The organism is Lelliottia sp. F153 (assembly GCF_002870005.1).
Classification (GTDB): domain Bacteria; phylum Pseudomonadota; class Gammaproteobacteria; order Enterobacterales; family Enterobacteriaceae; genus Enterobacter; species Enterobacter nimipressuralis.
The window spans coordinates 166,706-186,661 of record NZ_PKFT01000003.1 but is presented as its reverse complement, the minus strand read 5'-3'; the positions used below and the strand labels follow the sequence as shown (position 1 = coordinate 186,661).

Sequence of the window (19,956 nt, the reverse complement as noted above, 5' to 3'; positions counted from 1 at the left end):
CCTTAGCGAGTGTGAATTTTTCAAAGCCCGGAAGCGATTCCGGGCTTTTTCTTTTGGTGGCGAATGACTCGGCAAAACCGAGTATATCCGCAATATTAATCTGATTTTTTCGAGCTGTTTGCCTTGGTATTATGGTTTTATCGAGGTATGGTCTTAGAGAGAGAACTAAAGTGAAACTTTTACAACGATTCTTCAGCAATGAGGCGTCCGGCGGCGTGATTTTGATTATCGCTGCACTTGCCGCCATGGTGTTGGCGAATATGGATGCGACTCAGGGCCTGTACCGTGCATTTCTGGACACGCCCGTTGAGCTGCGCGTAGGTGCATTAGAGATCAACAAGAACATGCTGCTGTGGATTAACGACGCGCTGATGGCCGTGTTCTTCCTGCTGGTGGGCCTGGAAGTAAAACGTGAGTTGGTTCTTGGGTCGCTTAACAGCCGCCAGCGGGCAGCTTTCCCGGTTATTGCCGCGCTGGGCGGTATGGTGGTGCCTGCGCTGCTCTATCTGGTGTTTAACTACCATGACCCGGTCGCTCGCCATGGTTGGGCGATTCCGGCGGCAACCGATATTGCTTTTGCGTTGGGCGTGCTGGCGCTGCTGGGCAGCCGCGTGCCGGTGGCGTTAAAGATTTTCCTGATGGCGCTGGCGATTATCGACGACCTGGGCGCGATCGTAATTATCGCTTTGTTCTATACCAGCGAGCTGTCGGTGTTATCTCTGAGCGTGGCGGCGGGCGCTATCGCTGTGCTGGCACTGCTGAACCTGTTTAATGTGCGTCGAACCGGGATCTACATTCTGGTGGGTGTGGTGCTATGGACCGCGGTACTGAAATCGGGCGTTCATGCAACACTGGCGGGCGTTATCATCGGCTTCTTTGTGCCGCTGAAAGCGGATGAGAAGGGCAAATCCCCGGCCAAACAGCTGGAGCATGTCCTGCATCCCTGGGTCGCCTTTATGATCCTGCCGCTGTTTGCATTCGCGAATGCGGGCGTGTCGCTGCAGGGCGTCACCCTGAGCGGCCTGACGTCCATGCTGCCGATGGGCATCGTCGCTGGCCTGTTTATCGGTAAGCCGCTGGGGATCGGCCTGTTCTGCTGGCTGGCTCTTAAGCTGAAGTTCGCGTCATTGCCGCAGGGGACGACCTTCCGGCAAATCGCGGCGGTCGGCGTGCTGTGTGGAATTGGCTTCACGATGTCGATTTTCATCTCGACCCTGGCCTTTGCGTCATATGACCCTCAGCTCATCGTGTGGGCAAAACTCGGGATCTTGATCGGCTCGTTACTGGCCGCGTTCACGGGATACACACTGTTGAAAGTGAAGCTGTCCGGACAGGTGCAACCGGCCTAACAGTTAAAAGGGGGAGGGCAGAGGCCCTCTCCTGACAATACTCTCAGGGAGCGAAATGCTATGTCTCACATCAATTACAACCATCTGTACTATTTCTGGCACGTCTACAAAGAAGGCTCAGTGGTCGGCGCAGCAGAGGCGCTCTATCTGACGCCCCAGACCATTACCGGTCAGATAAAGGCACTCGAAGAACGCCTGCAGGGGAAGCTGTTTAAGCGTAAAGGTCGTGGTATTGAGCCGAGCGAACTGGGTGAACTGGTTTTTCGTTACGCGGATAAGATGTTCACCCTGAGCCAGGAGATGCTCGATATCGTGAACTACCGCAAAGAGTCAAACCTGCTGTTTGATGTGGGCGTTGCGGATGCGCTGTCTAAACGGCTGGTGAGCGGCGTGCTGGACGCGGCGGTGGTGGAAGATGAGCAGATCCATTTGCGCTGCTTTGAATCGACGCACGAGATGCTGCTGGAGCAGCTGAGCCAGCATAAGCTGGACATCATCATCTCGGACTGCCCGATAGACTCTACTCAACAGGAAGGGCTGTTCTCGGTCAAGATTGGCGAATGCGGCGTGAGCTTCTGGTGCATCAATCCGCCGCCAGATAAACCGTTTCCCGCCTGCCTTGAGGAGCGACGCCTGCTCGTGCCGGGACGACGTTCGATGTTAGGCCGCAAGCTGCTGAACTGGTTTAACTCGCAGGGTCTGAAGGTAGAGATTCTGGGAGAATTTGATGATGCGGCGCTCATGAAAGCTTTTGGCGAAGCGCATAACGCGATCTTCGTCGCCCCAACGCTTTACGCGCACGATCTGTACACCGATGACAGGGTCACAGAGATTGGGCGGGTGGACAACGTGATGGAAGAGTATCACGCGATTTTTGCCGAAAGGATGATTCAGCATCCGGCGGTGCAGCGTATCTGTAACCGCGACTACTCGGCGCTCTTTACGCCGCCAGCGTCAAAATGAGCCAATAAAAAAACCCGCATTAAGCGGGTTCTTTATAACAAGCAACAACAAGTGGCGATTAAGCCAGTTTGCTGATCTGCGCGGTCAGGTTTGCTTTATGACGCGCTGCTTTGTTTTTGTGGATCAGACCTTTAGCAGCCTGACGATCCACGATTGGTTGCATTTCGTTAAATGCGTTCTGCGCTGCAGCTTTGTCGCCAGCTTCGATTGCTGCGTATACTTTCTTGATGAAAGTACGCATCATAGAGCGACGGCTTGCATTGTGCTTACGAGCCTTTTCAGACTGAATAGCACGTTTCTTAGCTGATTTGATATTAGCCAAGTCCAACTCCCAAATATGATCTATGTGGACAATTCAAAGGCCGAGGAATATGCCCTCTATACCTTCTTTTGTCAATGGATTTGTGCAAATAAGCGCCGTTGAATGGCGACGCTACGTTACGTAGTGATGGCGCAGGATTCTACCAGCTTGTCTCAGCTGAATACAGTCTTTCGATGTAAAAAAACGCAGTAACGGGCAGATTTTTTCCCTCCGAAAGCTAAGCATCATGAAATCATTACGGCTTTCTGATTTGAGGCAACAATCGCCGGTTAACCTTAACCGCTGTACAAGGTATACTCGGGCGATTTTCACTGTTTTGAGCCTGTCATGAAGCTGATACGCGGCATACATAATCTCAGTCACGCCCCGCACGGGTGCGTACTGACCATTGGTAATTTCGACGGCGTGCATCGTGGGCATCAGGCGCTGTTGCAGGGATTGCGTAAAGAGGGCGAGGCCCGTGGGCTGCCGGTCGTGGTGATGATTTTCGAACCGCAGCCGCTGGAGCTGTTTGCCGGTGATAAAGCGCCCGCGCGTTTAACTCGCCTGCGTGAAAAATTGCGCTATCTGGCGGAATGCGGCGTGGACTACGTACTTTGCGTGCGCTTCGACCGACGTTTTGCGGCACTGACGGCGCAAAATTTTGTCGGCGATCTGCTGGTAAAACGTCTGGGCGTGCAGTTTCTCGCCGTGGGCGATGATTTCCGCTTCGGCGCTGGTCGTCAGGGCGATTTCTTGTTATTACAGAAGGCGGGTCTGGAGTATGGCTTTGATGTCACCAGCACCATGACCTTCTGCGAAGGTGGCGTGCGCGTGAGCAGCACGGCAGTGCGTATGGCCTTAGCCGACGATCAGCTGGACGTGGCGGAGAACCTGTTAGGGCATCCGTTTGCCATTTCCGGGCGGGTCGTGCATGGCGATGAACTCGGTCGCACAATAGGTTTCCCGACGGCGAACGTCCCGCTGCGTCGTCAGGTTTCCCCGGTAAAAGGGGTGTATGCGGTAGAAGTCACCGGACTGGGTGATAAACCGTTGCCGGGCGTGGCCAATATCGGCACCCGTCCAACGGTAGCAGGTGTGCGTCAGCAGCTCGAAGTGCATCTGCTTGACGTTGTAATGGACCTTTACGGTCGCCATATAGATGTAATCCTGCGTAAAAAAATACGCAATGAGCAGCGATTTGCTTCGCTCGATGAGCTGAAAGCACAAATTGCGCGTGATGAGTTAACGGCCCGCGAATTTTTTGGGCTATCGAACCCGGCTTAATGCCTGAACGAGTTTTAAATACGGAACCGAGAATCTGATGAGTGACTATAAATCAACCCTGAATTTGCCGGAAACAGGGTTCCCGATGCGCGGCGATCTCGCCAAGCGTGAACCGGGAATGCTGGCGCGTTGGACCGATGATGACCTGTACGGCATCATCCGTGCAGCCAAAAAAGGCAAAAAAACCTTCATTCTGCATGATGGCCCTCCATATGCGAATGGCAGCATTCATATTGGTCACTCTGTAAACAAGATTCTGAAAGACATTATCGTGAAGTCCAAAGGACTCACCGGTTTTGACTCGCCTTACGTTCCGGGCTGGGACTGCCACGGTCTGCCGATCGAGCTGAAAGTGGAGCAGGAATACGGCAAGCCAGGTGAGAAATTCACCGCCGCCGAGTTCCGTGCAAAATGCCGCGAATACGCGGCCGCGCAGGTTGATGGCCAGCGTAAAGACTTTATCCGTCTGGGCGTGCTGGGCGACTGGTCTCGTCCATACCTGACGATGGACTTCAAAACTGAAGCCAACATTATTCGCGCTCTGGGCAAAATCATCGGTAACGGCCATCTGCATAAAGGCGCGAAGCCTGTGCACTGGTGCGTTGACTGCCGTTCTGCGCTGGCAGAAGCGGAAGTGGAATATTACGACAAAACCTCTCCGTCTATCGACGTGGCGTTCCACGCGGTAGATCAGGACGCGGTGAAAGCCAAATTCGGCGTGACCTCCGTCAACGGCCCAATTTCCCTGGTTATCTGGACCACTACCCCGTGGACCCTGCCTGCGAACCGCGCAATCTCCCTGTCTGCGGACTTCGATTACGCGCTGGTACAGGTTGAAGGCCAGGCGGTGATTCTGGCTAAAGATCTGGTTGAGAGTGTCCTGAAACGCGCAAACATCAGCGAATACGCCGTGCTGGGCACCGTGAACGGCGCTGAGCTTGAACTGATGCGCTTCAAACACCCGTTCCTCGATTTCGACGTGCCGGCCATTCTTGGCGATCACGTTACGCTGGACGCTGGTACCGGTGCGGTACACACCGCCGGTGGCCACGGCCCGGATGACTACAACATCAGCCTGAAATACGGTCTGGAAATCGCCAACCCGGTCGGGCCAGACGGCGCATACCTGCCAGGCACCTACCCGGCGCTGGACGGTATCAACGTCTTTAAAGCGAACGACATCATTGTCGACATGCTGCGCACCAGCGGTGCTCTGCTGCACGTTGAGAAGATGCAGCACAGCTATCCGTGCTGCTGGCGTCACAAGTCGCCAATCATCTTCCGTGCGACCCCGCAGTGGTTCATCAGCATGGATCAGAAAGGCCTGCGCGAGCAGTCTCTAAAAGAGATCAAAGGCGTGCAGTGGATCCCAGACTGGGGCCAGGCGCGTATCGAATCCATGGTCGCGAACCGTCCTGACTGGTGTATCTCCCGTCAGCGTACCTGGGGCGTGCCGATGTCCCTGTTCGTTCACAAAGAGACGCAGGAGCTTCACCCTCGCTCGCTGGAGCTGATGGAAGAAGTCGCCAAACGCGTTGAAGTGGATGGCATCCAGGCGTGGTGGGATCTGGACTCGAAAGAGATCCTGGGCGATGACGCGGCCAACTACGAGAAAGTACCAGACACCCTCGACGTATGGTTCGACTCCGGCTCTACCCACTCTTCTGTAGTGGATGTGCGCCCTGAGTTCTATGGCCATGCGGCGGATATGTACCTGGAAGGTTCTGACCAACACCGCGGCTGGTTCATGTCATCTCTGATGATCTCCACCGCGATGAAAGGTAAAGCGCCATACCGTCAGGTTCTGACGCACGGCTTTACTGTGGATGGTCAGGGACGCAAGATGTCCAAATCCATCGGTAACACCGTTTCTCCGCAGGATGTGATGAACAAACTGGGCGCGGACATTCTGCGTCTGTGGGTGGCCTCTACGGACTACACCGGCGAAATGGCGGTTTCCGATGAGATCCTCAAACGTGCTGCCGACAGCTATCGTCGTATCCGTAACACCGCGCGCTTCCTGCTCGCTAACCTGAACGGTTTCGACCCGGTCAAAGACATGGTGAAACCGGAAGAGATGGTCGTGCTGGATCGTTGGGCTGTGGGCTGCGCGCAAGCGGCGCAGGAAGACATTCTGAAAGCCTACGAGTCTTACGACTTCCACGAAGTGGTGCAGCGCCTGATGCGTTTCTGCTCCATCGAGATGGGCTCGTTCTACCTCGACATCATTAAAGACCGCCAGTACACCGCGAAAGCAGACAGCGTGGCGCGTCGCAGCTGCCAGACTGCGCTGTATCACATCGCAGAAGCGCTGGTTCGCTGGATGGCACCGATCATGTCCTTCACCGCAGACGAAATCTGGGGCTACCTGCCAGGCGAGCGCGAGAAGTACGTCTTCACCGGCGAATGGTACACTGGCCTGTTTGGTCTGGCTGAGACTGAAGCCATGAACGATACCTTCTGGGACGAGCTGCTGAAAGTGCGTGGCGAAGTGAACAAGGTTATCGAACAGGCGCGTGCTGACAAGAAAGTCGGTGGCTCTCTGGAAGCGGCAGTGACCCTGTACGCAGAACCTGAGCTGGCGGCGAAACTGACGGCGCTGGGCGATGAATTGCGATTTGTCCTGTTGACCTCAGGTGCCAGCGTTGCCGATTATGCACAGGCGACTGCCGATGCCCAGCAGAGCGAGCTGCTCAAAGGGCTGAAAGTGGCGCTGAGCAAAGCCGAAGGTGAGAAATGTCCGCGCTGCTGGCATTACACCAACGATATTGGCCAGGTGGCGGAACACGCAGATATCTGTGGACGCTGTGTCAGCAACATCGCCGGTGATGGCGAAAAACGTAAGTTTGCCTGATGAGTAAATGTCTCTGTGCAACAGGACTGCGCTGGCTGTGGCTGGTCGTCGTCGTACTGATTATTGATCTGGGCAGCAAGTTCCTGATCCTCCAGAACTTTGCTCTGGGGGATACGGTTCCGCTGTTCCCGTCACTTAATCTGCATTACGCGCGCAACTACGGCGCGGCGTTCAGCTTCCTCGCCGACAGCGGGGGTTGGCAGCGCTGGTTCTTCGCAGGTATCGCTATCGGTATCTGCGTGATCCTCGCGGTGCTGATGTATCGCTCAAAAGCGACGCAGAAGCTGACCAACATCGCCTACGCGCTGATCATTGGCGGTGCGCTGGGTAACCTGTTTGACCGTCTGTGGCACGGCTTTGTGGTCGATATGATCGACTTCTACGTCGGTAACTGGCACTTCGCCACCTTCAACCTGGCTGATAGCGCAATTTGCATCGGCGCCGCGTTGATTGTGCTGGAAGGTTTCTTGCCTAAACCCGCAGCGAAAGAGCAGGCGTAAATGTAAAGGCCGGGTGTGACCCGGCCTACAGAATATGTGCCTCACGTAAGCCCGGAAGCCAGGTGCCATCGGGCAAACCGTTGAGGCAAAACAAGCGAGCAAATCGGCATGTCAAAATCCATACAGAGCAATAGCGCGGTGCTGGTCCATTTCACGCTGAAACTGGACGACGGTTCCACTGCGGAATCGACCCGCAATAACGGCAAACCTGCGCTGTTCCGCCTGGGTGACACCTCTCTTTCGGAAGGTCTGGAGCAGCAGTTGCTTGGGCTGAAAGAGGGTGAGAAAAAAGCCTTCTCTCTCGAGCCTGATGCGGCGTTTGGCGTGCCAACCCCGGATCTGATCCAGTATTTCTCGCGCCGTGAATTCATGGACGCGGGCGAGCCGGAAATCGGCGCGATTATGCTCTTTACCGCTATGGATGGCAGCGAAATGCCTGGCGTGATCCGTGAAATTAATGGCGATTCCATCACCGTTGATTTCAACCATCCGCTGGCCGGGCGTACCGTCCATTTTGATGTTGAAGTGCTGGAGATCGACCCGGCGCTGGAGGAAGTAAATGCAGATCCTGTTGGCTAACCCGCGCGGTTTTTGTGCCGGAGTAGACCGCGCTATCAGCATTGTTGAAAACGCGCTGGAAATTTACGGCGCGCCGATTTATGTCCGTCACGAAGTGGTCCACAACCGCTATGTGGTAGACAGCCTGCGCGAGCGCGGCGCAATCTTTATCGAGCAGATCAGTGAAGTGCCTGACGGCGCGATCCTGATCTTCTCGGCGCACGGCGTCTCGCAGGCGGTGCGTAACGAAGCGAAAAGTCGTGACCTGACGGTCTTCGACGCCACCTGTCCGTTGGTGACCAAAGTGCATATGGAAGTCGCCCGCGCCAGCCGTCGTGGTGAAGAGTCGATTCTGATTGGCCACGCCGGCCATCCAGAAGTGGAAGGCACGATGGGCCAGTACAGCAACCCGGAAGGGGGAATGTACCTGGTTGAGTCGCCGGACGATGTGCTGTCGCTGGAAGTGAAAAACGAAGCGCGCCTGTCGTTCATGACCCAGACGACGCTCTCGGTAGACGACACCTCTGATGTGATCGATGCCCTGCGCAGTCGGTTCCCGAAAATCGTCGGGCCGCGCAAAGATGACATCTGCTACGCCACCACCAATCGTCAGGAAGCGGTGCGCGCGCTGGCCGAGCAGGCGGATGTGGTGCTGGTGGTCGGTTCCAAAAACTCTTCCAACTCCAACCGTCTGGCCGAACTGGCGCAGCGTATGGGGAAAACCGCGTTTCTGATTGATGACGCCACGGACATTCAGGAAGCGTGGGTCAAAAACGCAGCCTGTGTCGGCGTGACCGCCGGTGCCTCCGCGCCGGACATTCTGGTGCAAAACGTGATTAAGCGTTTGCAGGAGCTGGGCGGCGGCGAAGCTGTTCCGCTGGAAGGTCGCGAAGAGAATATCGTTTTTGAAGTGCCGAAAGAGCTGCGCATCGACGCGAAAGAAGTCGAATAATCCTCTCTGTTTAGAAAATGCCGGTCCCGAAAGAGACCGGCATTTTTTTGTCTGATTCCCTGTGATGAACCCGACAGTTCCACCCTTTGCGTGAATCATGCGGTTTTCGCTGATCCTCATGTCTTTTACTGATACTGCCGCCTGTTTATCATAAAATTCTAATTATCGGCGTTTTAAGATAGCGGCTTCGTCACAGGCTGGTTAATCTGAAAACGATTTACATACTTTTAACGTAAGAGAATAACTATGCATGATGCACAGGTGCGTGTCGCGATAGCGGGCGCGGGTGGCCGTATGGGCCGTCAGTTAATTCAGGCAGCGCTGCAGTTAGACGGCGTTGCGCTTGGCGCGGCGCTGGAGCGCGACGGCTCCTCGCTTCTTGGAACCGATGCGGGTGAACTGGCGGGTGTGGGCAAGACGGGCGTAACCGTGCAAAGCAGTCTGGATGCGGTGAAAGACGATTTTGACGTGTTCATCGATTTCACGCGCCCGGAAGGGACGCTACACCATCTGGCCTTTTGCCGTCAGCACGGTAAAGGAATGGTCATCGGCACCACCGGTTTTGACGACGCGGGCAAACAGGCGATCAAAGACGCTTCCCAGGAGATTGCGATTGTCTTCGCCGCTAACTTTAGCGTGGGCGTTAACGTCATGCTCAAGCTGCTGGAGAAAGCCGCGAAAGTGATGGGCGACTACACGGATATCGAAATTATCGAAGCGCACCACCGCCACAAAGTGGATGCCCCATCCGGTACGGCGCTGGCGATGGGCGAAGCGATTGCTTATGCACTTGATAAGGATTTAAAGGACTGCGCGGTCTATTCTCGCGAAGGGCATACGGGCGAGCGTGTTCCGGGCACGATTGGGTTTGCTACGGTGCGAGCGGGGGATATCGTCGGCGAACATACGGCGATCTTCGCCGATATCGGCGAGCGCGTGGAGATTACCCATAAAGCATCCAGCCGCATGACCTTTGCCAACGGCGCTGTGCGCTCCGCATTGTGGCTAAAAAGTTTAGATAATGGTCTTTTTGACATGAGAGATGTGCTTAATCTTAACGATTTATAAGTGTTATTACCCATCGTGATGTGGTTATTGCAGTCTTAATTGATTGATTGCACAGGGCAATATTTTATTGCCCTTTTATTTTTCCAGTTTGAAGTGTATTTCGTAATATTGTTGAGTAAAGTTACAGTTATCTCTCTTTTTTTTGTTATCGCACTGTAAATTTTGACCATTTGGTCTGGTTTTTGTTGTGCTACCTCATCAAATCTCACTAAACTCAGCGTACAAACGTTTTCTAACGTGATTTTGTTGATCTTTTTATGGCTTAAACTCCGTTAAACGCCAAAGCTGCGTAAAATAATAAACAAAAAAGCCATTTTGAGTTGACTTTACCCCTCTAAATCCCCAGAATGCCGCCGTTTGCCGAAAATCCGCGGGAAACAAATTTGCATTGATTCATAACGCCGTTGTGAATTAATATGCAGATAAAGTGAGTGAATATTCTCTGGAGGGTGTTTTGATTAAGTCAGCGCTATTGGTTCTGGAAGACGGAACCCAGTTTATCGGTCGGGCCATAGGGGCAACAGGTTCGGCGGTTGGGGAAGTCGTTTTCAATACTTCAATGACCGGTTATCAAGAAATCCTCACTGATCCTTCCTATTCCCGCCAAATCGTCACCCTTACTTATCCTCATATTGGTAATGTCGGCACCAACGAAGCCGATGCAGAATCCTCTCAGGTTCACGCGCAAGGTCTGATTATTCGCGACCTGCCGCTGATTGCCAGCAACTACCGCAATACTGAAGACCTCTCTTCTTACCTGAAGCGTCACAACATCGTGGCGATTGCCGATATCGATACCCGTAAGCTGACCCGTTTGCTGCGCGAGAAGGGCGCACAGAACGGCTGCATCATCGCAGGCGACAACCTGGATGCGGCACTGGCGCAGGAAAAAGCGAAAGCTTTCCCTGGCCTGAACGGGATGGATCTGGCGAAAGAAGTGACCACAGCGGAAGCCTACAGCTGGACCCAGGGGAGCTGGACGCTGGCAGGTGAACTGCCAGAAGCCAAAAAAGAAGACGAGCTGCCGTTCCACGTGGTGGCTTACGACTACGGCGCGAAGCGCAACATCCTGCGCATGCTGGTGGATCGCGGCTGCCGCCTGACAGTCGTTCCGGCGAAAACCCCGGCCGAAGACGTGCTGGCGATGAACCCGGATGGGATCTTCCTCTCCAACGGCCCGGGTGACCCGGCACCGTGTGATTACGCGATTGAAGCGATTAAACGCTTCCTCGAAACCGATATTCCGGTGTTTGGTATCTGCCTCGGCCATCAGCTGCTGGCGCTGGCGAGCGGTGCGAAAACCATCAAGATGAAGTTCGGCCACCACGGTGGAAACCACCCGGTGAAAGATATCGACAACAACACGGTGATGATTACCGCGCAAAACCACGGTTTTGCGGTGGATGAGGCGTCAATGCCCGCCAACCTGCGCGTCACCCACAAGTCGCTGTTCGACCATACCCTGCAGGGTATCCATCGCACCGACAAACCGGCGTTCAGCTTCCAGGGTCACCCGGAAGCCAGCCCAGGCCCGCACGATGCCGCGCCGCTGTTCGATCACTTCATCGAACTTATCGAGCAATACCGTCAGACCGCTAAATAATCAGGAGCCGAGAACACCATGCCAAAACGTACAGATATAAAAAGCATCCTGATCCTTGGCGCTGGCCCGATTGTCATCGGCCAGGCCTGCGAATTCGACTACTCCGGAGCACAGGCGTGTAAAGCCCTGCGCGAAGAGGGTTACCGCGTAATCCTGGTGAACTCTAACCCAGCCACCATCATGACCGACCCGGAAATGGCCGATGCGACCTACATCGAGCCGATTCACTGGGAAGTGGTGCGCAAAATCATCGAAAAAGAGCGTCCGGACGCCGTACTGCCAACCATGGGCGGCCAGACCGCGCTGAACTGTGCGCTGGAACTGGAACGTCAGGGCGTGCTGGCGGAATTCGGTGTGACCATGATAGGTGCCACCGCCGACGCGATTGATAAAGCTGAAGACCGCCGCCGTTTCGACGTGGCGATGAAAAAAATCGGCCTCGACACCGCGCGCTCCGGCATCGCACACACCATGGAAGAAGCGCTGGCGGTTGCCGCTGACGTGGGCTATCCGTGCATCATCCGTCCGTCCTTCACCATGGGCGGCACCGGTGGCGGTATCGCTTACAACCGCGAAGAGTTCGAAGAAATTTGCGAACGCGGTCTGGATCTGTCCCCAACCAAAGAGCTGCTGATTGATGAGTCGCTGATTGGCTGGAAAGAGTACGAGATGGAAGTGGTGCGTGATAAAAACGACAACTGCATCATCGTCTGCTCAATCGAAAACTTCGATGCGATGGGCATCCACACCGGTGACTCCATCACCGTCGCGCCAGCCCAGACGCTGACCGACAAAGAGTATCAAATCATGCGTAACGCCTCGATGGCGGTACTGCGTGAAATCGGCGTCGAAACCGGCGGTTCTAACGTGCAGTTCTCCGTGAACCCGAAAAACGGTCGCCTGATTGTTATCGAAATGAACCCGCGCGTTTCACGCTCCTCGGCGCTGGCATCCAAAGCGACCGGCTTCCCGATTGCGAAAGTGGCGGCGAAACTGGCGGTAGGTTACACCCTCGACGAGCTGATGAACGACATCACCGGTGGTCGCACTCCGGCGTCGTTTGAGCCGTCTATCGACTATGTTGTGACCAAAATTCCTCGCTTTAACTTCGAGAAATTCGCGGGCGCAAACGACCGTCTGACGACCCAGATGAAATCCGTCGGCGAAGTGATGGCGATTGGCCGCACTCAGCAGGAATCCCTGCAGAAAGCGCTGCGTGGCCTGGAAGTGGGCGCAATGGGCTTCGACCCGAAAGTGAGCCTCGATGACCCGGAAGCGCTGACCAAAATCCGTCGTGAACTGAAAGACGCAGGCGCTGAGCGTATCTGGTACATCGCCGATGCGTTCCGCGCGGGCCTCTCCGTGGATGGCGTCTTTAACCTGACCAACATCGACCGCTGGTTCCTGGTGCAAATTGAAGAGCTGGTGCGACTGGAAGAGAAAGTGGCTGAGATGGGTATCACCGGTCTCGACGCGGACTTCCTGCGTATGCTGAAGCGTAAAGGCTTTGCCGATGCGCGTCTGGCTAAACTGGCGGGCGTGCGTGAATCTGAAATCCGCAAGCTGCGTGACCAGTACAACCTGCACCCGGTCTACAAACGCGTGGACACCTGCGCCGCCGAGTTCGCAACCGACACCGCCTACATGTACTCCACTTATGAAGACGAGTGCGAAGCGAATCCGTCCGTAGACCGCGACAAAATTATGGTGCTGGGCGGCGGTCCAAACCGTATCGGCCAGGGCATCGAGTTTGACTACTGCTGCGTACACGCCTCTCTGGCGCTGCGTGAAGACGGTTACGAGACCATCATGGTCAACTGTAACCCGGAAACGGTATCGACCGACTACGACACCTCTGACCGCCTCTATTTCGAGCCGGTGACCCTGGAAGACGTGCTGGAAATCGTGCGCATCGAGAAGCCGAAGGGCGTTATCGTGCAGTACGGCGGCCAGACCCCGCTGAAACTGGCGCGCGCGCTGGAAGCGGCAGGCGTACCGGTTATCGGCACCAGCCCGGATGCGATTGACCGCGCAGAAGACCGCGAGCGTTTCCAGCAGGCGGTAGACCGTCTGAAGCTGAAGCAACCGGCCAACGCCACCGTCACTGCGATTGAGATGGCTGTTGAGAAAGCGAAAGAGATTGGTTATCCGCTGGTGGTGCGCCCGTCCTACGTGCTGGGCGGCCGTGCGATGGAAATCGTCTACGACGAAGCCGACCTGCGTCGCTACTTCCAGACGGCGGTGAGCGTCTCTAACGATGCGCCAGTGCTGCTCGACCGTTTCCTCGACGACGCGGTAGAAGTGGACGTGGATGCCATCTGCGACGGCGAAATGGTGCTGATTGGTGGCATCATGGAGCACATCGAACAGGCAGGCGTACACTCCGGTGACTCCGCATGTTCTCTGCCAGCCTACACCCTGAGCCAGGAAATTCAGGATGTGATGCGCCAGCAGGTGCAGAAACTGGCCTTCGAGCTGCAGGTGCGCGGTTTGATGAACGTCCAGTTCGCGGTGAAAGATAACGAAGTCTATCTGATTGAAGTTAACCCGCGTGCGGCGCGTACCGTACCGTTCGTCTCCAAAGCCACCGGTATCCCGCTGGCGAAAGTGGCGGCACGCGTGATGGCGGGCCAGACGCTGACCCAGCAGGGCGTCACCAAAGAGATCATCCCACCGTACTACTCGGTGAAAGAGGTGGTGCTGCCGTTCAACAAATTCCCGGGCGTTGACCCGCTGTTAGGGCCAGAAATGCGCTCCACCGGTGAAGTTATGGGTGTGGGTCGTACCTTCGCAGAAGCTTTCGCCAAGGCGCAGCTGGGCAGCAGCTCAACCATGAGAAAGCAGGGCCGCGCGCTGCTCTCCGTGCGTGAAGGGGATAAAGAACGTGTGGTTGACCTTGCAGCGAAACTGCTGAAACAGGGCTTTGAACTGGATGCCACCCATGGTACGGCTATCGTACTGGGTGAAGCTGGTATCAACCCGCGTCTGGTCAACAAGGTTCATGAAGGTCGTCCGCACATTCAGGACCGTATCAAGAATGGCGAGTACACCTACATCATCAACACCACCGCAGGTCGTCAGGCGATTGAAGACTCCAAGCTGATTCGCCGCAGCGCGCTGCAGTACAAAGTGCATTACGACACCACCCTGAACGGCGGTTTCGCGACAGCCATGGCGCTGAACGCGGATGCCACCGAGAAAGTGATTTCGGTGCAGGAAATGCACGCGCAGATTAACAAGTAACGGTGTTGCAGGCCGGGAAAGGCGAAGCTGTCACCCGGCACGTTTTTGTTCGCGCAAGCCTCTGGCGGGTGGCGTTTCGCTTACCCGCCTACAATAAACGCCTCTTCGTTCCACTTCAGAGTCTTCTGGTTTTCCATCTCTCTTCAGTCAGTTAGCCTAAAATGGTTAGGTCGATAATTAAATTCAACTGAAAAGCAGGGAGAACACCATGCGAAATAAACTTCTGGCCACCTCAATTTTTGCTGCCGCAGCTCTCTTCACCGTTGCTGGTTGTTCATCTAACCAGGCAGTGGAAACCACGGATGGCAGAACCATCGTCACCGACGGTAAACCACAGGTCGATGACGACACCGGTCTGGTTTCCTATAAAAATGCACAAACCGGTAAAACCGAGCAAATTAACCGCGATCAGGTTAAGAACATGAGTGAATTAGATAACTAATTCTCATTCATTTTTTTTCTTACAGCGGCGCTTCGCCGCTGTATCTAATCCTTGACGAATATCAACCGTAATCCTTAGGAGGTAAGCGAGAATCACGCTCTGAAAAATGGAGAGTGATTATGGAAGAACATCAAAAAGCACCAGATAAGCAAGGTTTAGAAATTTCACGGCGTAACGTCCTCAAATCGGGTTCTTTACTCCTGACCCTTCCTTTTGTATCCCGCACTGCACGTTCCGCTGATGTCGCTGACACGACTGCCGTCGTACCGGACTCACCGTCGATGGAAAAAGTGGTCGCAACCTGCAGCACCTTCGACTGCGGCGGAAAATGTGATATTCGCGCTCATGTTTCAGAGGGCGTTGTCACGCGAATCACCACTCGCCCCGATAATGAACTCGATCCTGATATGCCGATTATGCGCGCCTGCGTGCGTGGTCGTGGATACCGTAAATTCGTCTATCATCCCGATCGTCTCAAATACCCGATGAAACGCGTGGGCAAGCGCGGGGAAGGGAAGTTCGAGCGCATCTCCTGGGATGAAGCCACGACGATGATTGCGGATAACCTCACGCGGATCACGGCGAAATATGGCCCGGCATCGCGGTTTATGCATAACAATACCGCCACCAGCGGCGGGGCGTTTTCCGGCGACGGGATGATGAAACGCCTGCTGAATCTCACCGGCGGGTATCTCTCGTACTACCACTCCGTCAGCCTCGGGAATACCGTGGCGGCCACGCCGTACACTTACGGCATCGCGGCCAGCGGAAACTCCCTCGATACCCTGAAAGACACCCCGCTGGTGATCCTCTGGGGGCACAATCCTACCGAGACGATTTTTGGTCACACCAACCACTATTTCCAACAGATGAAGCAAAACGGCACCCGCTTCATCGTGGTTGACCCACGTTATTCTGACACCACGTCGTCGCTGGCGGATGAGTGGATCCCGCTGCTGCCGACGACCGACAATGCGCTGATGGATGCGATGATGTACGTCATCATCAGCGAGGATCTGCACGACAAAAACTTTATCGCCCGTCACACGCTCGGCTTCGACGAGGATTCGATGCCAGAGGGCGTTCCGGCGAATGAGTCGCTGATGGCCTATCTGATGGGGAAAAAAGACGGCGTGGTGAAGACCCCCGAATGGGCCGAGAAAATCACCCACGTTCCCGCGCAGACGATTCGCCAGCTGGCGCGCGATTACGCTACCACCAAACCGGCGGCGCTGATTCAGGGCTGGGGTCCGCAACGACATAACTGCGGTGAACGTACCGCCAGAGGCTCCACGCTGCTAGCCACGCTGACCGGCAATGTCGGCGTGATGGGCGGTTGGGCCGCAGGCTACGGCGGATGTGCCAACCGAAAATTCACCACCGGCACCGAAACGCTGGAGAACCCTGTTAAGGAGAGTATCTCCATCATGAACTGGGTCCAGGCGGCAGAAGATGCCAGTAAAGTCAGCCCGGACGATGGCCTGAAAGGGGCCGAGAAACTCAGCAGCAACATCCGCATCCTGTTCTCGCTGGCAGGTAACTATCTGGCGAACCAAAACCCGGACGTTAACCAGACGGTGAAAGTGCTTGAGGACGAATCGAAAATCGAGTTTATCGTCGTCAGCGATCTCAACATGAGCCCCAGCGCGAAATATGCCGACCTGCTTTTGCCAGAAACCAGCTTTATGGAGCGCTGGAATATCGGTGAAACCTGGGGGACGGCAAATTATCTGGTGCTATCAGAAAAGCTCATCGATCCGGAGTTTGAGCGCCGGAGCGACTATGAGTGGCAGCGCGAAGTAGCGGCAAAACTTGGCGTGGAAGCAGAGTTCAGTCAGGGACGGGATGAGAAACAGTGGATCGAGCACATCTGGGAAAACACCCGGCTGTCGATGCCGGATGAACATCTTCCGACCTTTGAACAACTGCAGGTCCAGCGCCGTCATCTGTTTAAGAGCGCCCCATGGGTGGCCTTTGAGGAGAACATCCGCGATCCGGATAACCATCCTTTCCCGACGCCGTCCGGCAAGATCGAAATTTTTTCGAAGCGGTTGTATGACATGCAGCATCCGGAAATTCCAGCGCTTTCCCACTATGTGCCCGCGCACGAAGGGCCGGAAGATCCTTTAGCGAAGCAGTTCCCTTTGCAGCTCATTACCTGGAAAGGCAAAAACCGGGCGAACTCAACTCAGTACGCTAACCCCTGGCTGCAGGAGGTGCAGACACAAAAACTGTGGATTAACCCACGGGATGCTGAGACGCGCGGGATCGTGCAAGGCGACAAGGTGCGCATTCATAACGCTCGCGGTGTGAGCCTGGTAGAGGCGGAAGTGACGCCGCGTATTATCCCAGGCGTCGTCGCCATGCAGGCTGGTGCCTGGTGGCAGCCCGATGCGCAAGGGATCGATCATGGCGGATGTGCCAACGTACTTAGCTCGTCGCGAATTACGGCGCTGGCGAAAGGGAATTCTCATCAAACCATGCTGGTGGAGGTAGCGAAGCATGAGTCAGTTTAAGGACTTTGCGCCCGTGAGCGATAAGCAGCTCGGGTTCTTTATCGATTCTTCACGCTGTTCCGGCTGCAAGGCCTGCCAGGTCGCGTGCAAAGATAAAAATAATCTGGACGTGGGGCGCCGTTTTCGCCGGGTTTACGAAGTGACTGGCGGCGGTTTTATGCCTACGGGGCAGGGAGGCATGCAGAATAATGTCTTCGCGTACACGCTCTCTATCTCCTGCAATCATTGCGCAGATCCTGTCTGTACGAAAAATTGCCCAACCACCGCGATGCACAAACGGCCTGGCGACGGGATTGTCAGGGTGAACACGGATAAATGCGTGGGCTGCGGATACTGCGCATGGTCCTGCCCTTATGGCGCGCCGCAGCTGAATGAGCAGACCGGACAAATGTCGAAGTGCGATTTTTGTGTGGATCTGCAGGCGAAGGGCGAGCAGCCGATCTGCGTTGCAACCTGCCCGCTGGGGGCAATTCAGTTCGGCCCGATTGAGGAATTACGCCAAAAATATGGCGACTTTTGCGATGTGAAGGGATTGCCTGATTCGGCGATCACGCAGCCAAACCTGGTGATCAAAGCGCATCAGGGTGCGGAGAAAAAGGAGAAGCCTCATGCATGAGTGGCCGCTATTAATGTTTACCCTGCTGCTGCAGGGGGCCGTCGGGCTGACGCTGTTTGTGAGCTTAAACCTGTGCGCTGGCACAACGCAGAACTATTCCGCACGAATGCCAACGGAACGCACGCGTATGCCGGTCTTCATTGTCTGCGTAATGGCCGGACTTGGCCTGCTGGCATCGGTATTCCATCTGGGGTATCCGCTTAACGCCTTCAACGCGCTGCGCCATTTCAGTAGCTCGTGGCTAAGCCGGGAAATCGTATTTGCCAGTCTGTTCCTGGCCGTCGCCGGATTGGGTTTTTTGGCCTCGCTGATGAACGTTGCGCTGTGGAAAGTGCTGATGCCGTTGGCGCTGCTGGCAGGGCTGGTTGATGTGTTTTGCATGAGCCAAATCTACATGCATACCTCGGTGATCACCTGGATGCATGCCAACACCCTGGTCATGTTCTATGGCTCGGTCGTCATTGTCGGTGCGGTGGTGGCGAGTGCGGTGCTGCCTATACGCAATAGCTCCCTGACACGCTGGATGATGGGGCTGATCGTGGCCGCCGTTCTGGTTCGGTTGCTGGTGCAAATGCCTTACCTGTCGTGGCTGGCCGGAGCCGGACTGACTGACGCGCTGACGTTCCCGCATCAGCCGCTGGAGGCGTTTCAGGCAACCGCACAGCTGCGTTTATGGGGCTGGAGCCTTTCTGTCGTCGGCATGCTGGCCTTTGCATATGGCGCACTTGGCCGTCGCCAGGTGTGGCTGTATGTGGGGGGCGTGTTACTGCTGGTAGCAGAAGTCCTGCTGCGCTTTGTGTTCTTTAGCATTCACTGATGTTTCGTTTTGCTTTCGCTGACTCCCCACCGCCTCCTGCGGTGGGCGAGTCATGTTTACGCCGCTCGCTTCGACGTGCAACCTGCCGTGCCTGCGTTGACACCTGTCCGGCAGGTGCGCTGAGTATCACCCGTGAGGGCGCGGCGCTGAACCAAGATCTTTGCCTGGGCTGTGGGCGCTGTCTGTTTGTCTGCCCCGTGGAGGCCATTGCGCACCTGGAGCCGCCCCGAAGACACCTCAGCGCGCAACGCTTAATCGCACCTTTCACATCCATTGCACCGGAAATCAATGAACTGTTGCTGTGGCATGTCCAGCATCATATTCGTGGCGTCGAAATTGATCTGGATGAACATCCTCACTGGGGCGTTGCTATCGCGGCGCTCAATCTAAAACTGCGCGAGCTGGATGAGCCAACCTGGCAAATTTATCCGCCGCAGCACGCGTCCCTCAATCGTGGACGCCGCCGTTTGTCTGGTCTGGAGAAGGGCGTTTCGGTCGCGGTGGAGCCGCTGTCAAAGGCATTTCCGCAGTATCATCAGTTTACGCTGCACCTCGACACTGAAACGTGTGTGGCCTGCGCGGCGTGCAGCCGGGTCTGTTCCTCAAAAGCCGTCGTGCTCAAGGCGGGTTCCTTTACCCTCGATGCCCGGCAGTGTCACGGCTGTAAAGCGTGCGAGGCGGTCTGTCCTGTCGATGCCATTTCCATAGCGCCTGCGACGGGGAGAGCGGCTCCTGCCGTTCACGCTCTGTTTGAGACCTCATGCCCGGCGTGCTCCCGCCCATTTTATGCCTGGCACCCGCAGGCGTCGCTGTGTCCGATTTGCCGCCAGCATCATCACGGAATGCGGTGACGCCCCTGTCATATTAACCGGGCTTATGTATCTCGT

At 55.6% G+C, this 19,956-nt stretch carries 16 protein-coding genes and 1 pseudogene; 16 read left to right on the top strand and 1 reads right to left on the bottom strand.

Features of this window, described 5'->3' with window-relative positions; translation table 11 throughout:
* Window positions 1-170: 170 nt before the first annotated feature.
* The gene (gene nhaA, locus F153LOC_RS10580; RefSeq protein ID WP_100777695.1) at window positions 171-1,349 is read left to right on the top strand and encodes a Na+/H+ antiporter NhaA; all 1,179 of its coding nucleotides are present in this window, start codon (window positions 171-173) and stop codon (window positions 1,347-1,349) included.
* A gap of 60 nt (window positions 1,350-1,409) precedes the next feature.
* Entirely contained in the window at window positions 1,410-2,312 is a 903-nt protein-coding gene (gene nhaR / locus F153LOC_RS10575; RefSeq protein WP_100777694.1) for a transcriptional activator NhaR, read from the top strand.
* A 58-nt stretch (window positions 2,313-2,370) separates the two neighbouring features.
* Here the strand turns inward: nhaR and rpsT are convergent, their stop codons facing one another.
* Window positions 2,371-2,634 (bottom strand): 30S ribosomal protein S20, encoded by a 264-nt coding sequence (gene rpsT / locus F153LOC_RS10570; RefSeq protein WP_100777693.1) that lies wholly within the window; start codon window positions 2,632-2,634, stop codon window positions 2,371-2,373.
* Window positions 2,635-2,732: 98 nt separating this feature from the next.
* Between rpsT and F153LOC_RS21770 the strand changes: the two are divergent.
* From F153LOC_RS21770 to F153LOC_RS10500, 14 genes and pseudogenes are all read left to right on the top strand, one after another.
* Window positions 2,733-2,954 (top strand): annotated as a pseudogene (locus tag F153LOC_RS21770) (DUF2575 domain-containing protein).
* 7 nt (window positions 2,955-2,961) lie between these two features.
* The gene (gene ribF / locus F153LOC_RS10560) at window positions 2,962-3,900 is read left to right on the top strand and encodes a bifunctional riboflavin kinase/FAD synthetase (protein WP_102104566.1); all 939 of its coding nucleotides are present in this window, start codon (window positions 2,962-2,964) and stop codon (window positions 3,898-3,900) included.
* A gap of 37 nt (window positions 3,901-3,937) precedes the next feature.
* Complete coding sequence (gene ileS / locus F153LOC_RS10555; protein WP_102104567.1) at window positions 3,938-6,754, top strand: isoleucine--tRNA ligase; 2,817 nt, start codon at window positions 3,938-3,940, stop codon at window positions 6,752-6,754.
* Window positions 6,754-7,254, top strand: a complete 501-nt coding sequence (gene lspA, locus F153LOC_RS10550; protein ID WP_102104568.1) for a signal peptidase II — start codon at window positions 6,754-6,756, stop codon at window positions 7,252-7,254. Before ileS ends, lspA begins: the two co-directional genes overlap by 1 nt.
* Window positions 7,255-7,362: 108 nt before the next feature.
* On the top strand, window positions 7,363-7,833 hold the full coding sequence (gene fkpB / locus F153LOC_RS10545) for an FKBP-type peptidyl-prolyl cis-trans isomerase (protein ID WP_095280714.1): 471 nt from the start codon (window positions 7,363-7,365) through the stop codon (window positions 7,831-7,833).
* Entirely contained in the window at window positions 7,814-8,764 is a 951-nt protein-coding gene (gene ispH, locus F153LOC_RS10540) for a 4-hydroxy-3-methylbut-2-enyl diphosphate reductase (RefSeq protein ID WP_100777688.1), read from the top strand. Before fkpB ends, ispH begins: the two co-directional genes overlap by 20 nt.
* A 246-nt stretch (window positions 8,765-9,010) precedes the next feature.
* Window positions 9,011-9,832 (top strand): 4-hydroxy-tetrahydrodipicolinate reductase, encoded by an 822-nt coding sequence (dapB, locus tag F153LOC_RS10535; protein WP_100777687.1) that lies wholly within the window; start codon window positions 9,011-9,013, stop codon window positions 9,830-9,832.
* Between the two features lie 454 nt (window positions 9,833-10,286).
* Window positions 10,287-11,435, top strand: a complete 1,149-nt coding sequence (gene carA / locus F153LOC_RS10530; RefSeq protein WP_102104569.1) for a glutamine-hydrolyzing carbamoyl-phosphate synthase small subunit — start codon at window positions 10,287-10,289, stop codon at window positions 11,433-11,435.
* A gap of 18 nt (window positions 11,436-11,453) precedes the next feature.
* The gene (gene carB / locus F153LOC_RS10525) at window positions 11,454-14,678 is read left to right on the top strand and encodes a carbamoyl-phosphate synthase large subunit (RefSeq protein WP_100777685.1); all 3,225 of its coding nucleotides are present in this window, start codon (window positions 11,454-11,456) and stop codon (window positions 14,676-14,678) included.
* Window positions 14,679-14,886: 208 nt separating this feature from the next.
* On the top strand, window positions 14,887-15,120 hold the full coding sequence (locus F153LOC_RS10520) for a YgdI/YgdR family lipoprotein (RefSeq protein WP_100777684.1): 234 nt from the start codon (window positions 14,887-14,889) through the stop codon (window positions 15,118-15,120).
* Window positions 15,121-15,239: 119 nt separating this feature from the next.
* Window positions 15,240-17,636 (top strand): DMSO/selenate family reductase complex A subunit, encoded by a 2,397-nt coding sequence (locus F153LOC_RS10515; RefSeq protein ID WP_102104570.1) that lies wholly within the window; start codon window positions 15,240-15,242, stop codon window positions 17,634-17,636.
* A complete protein-coding gene (locus F153LOC_RS10510) occupies window positions 17,623-18,252 on the top strand; it encodes a DMSO/selenate family reductase complex B subunit (RefSeq protein WP_102104571.1) in 630 nt (209 codons plus the stop codon). Before F153LOC_RS10515 ends, F153LOC_RS10510 begins: the two co-directional genes overlap by 14 nt.
* On the top strand, window positions 18,245-19,069 hold the full coding sequence (locus tag F153LOC_RS10505) for a DmsC/YnfH family molybdoenzyme membrane anchor subunit (RefSeq protein WP_102104572.1): 825 nt from the start codon (window positions 18,245-18,247) through the stop codon (window positions 19,067-19,069). The genes F153LOC_RS10510 and F153LOC_RS10505 overlap by 8 nt, the downstream gene beginning before the upstream one ends.
* Window positions 19,069-19,920 carry a 4Fe-4S binding protein gene (locus F153LOC_RS10500; protein ID WP_102104573.1) on the top strand — a complete coding sequence of 284 codons (852 nt, stop codon included), beginning with the start codon at window positions 19,069-19,071 and terminating at the stop codon, window positions 19,918-19,920. Before F153LOC_RS10505 ends, F153LOC_RS10500 begins: the two co-directional genes overlap by 1 nt.
* Window positions 19,921-19,956 lie beyond the last annotated feature (36 nt).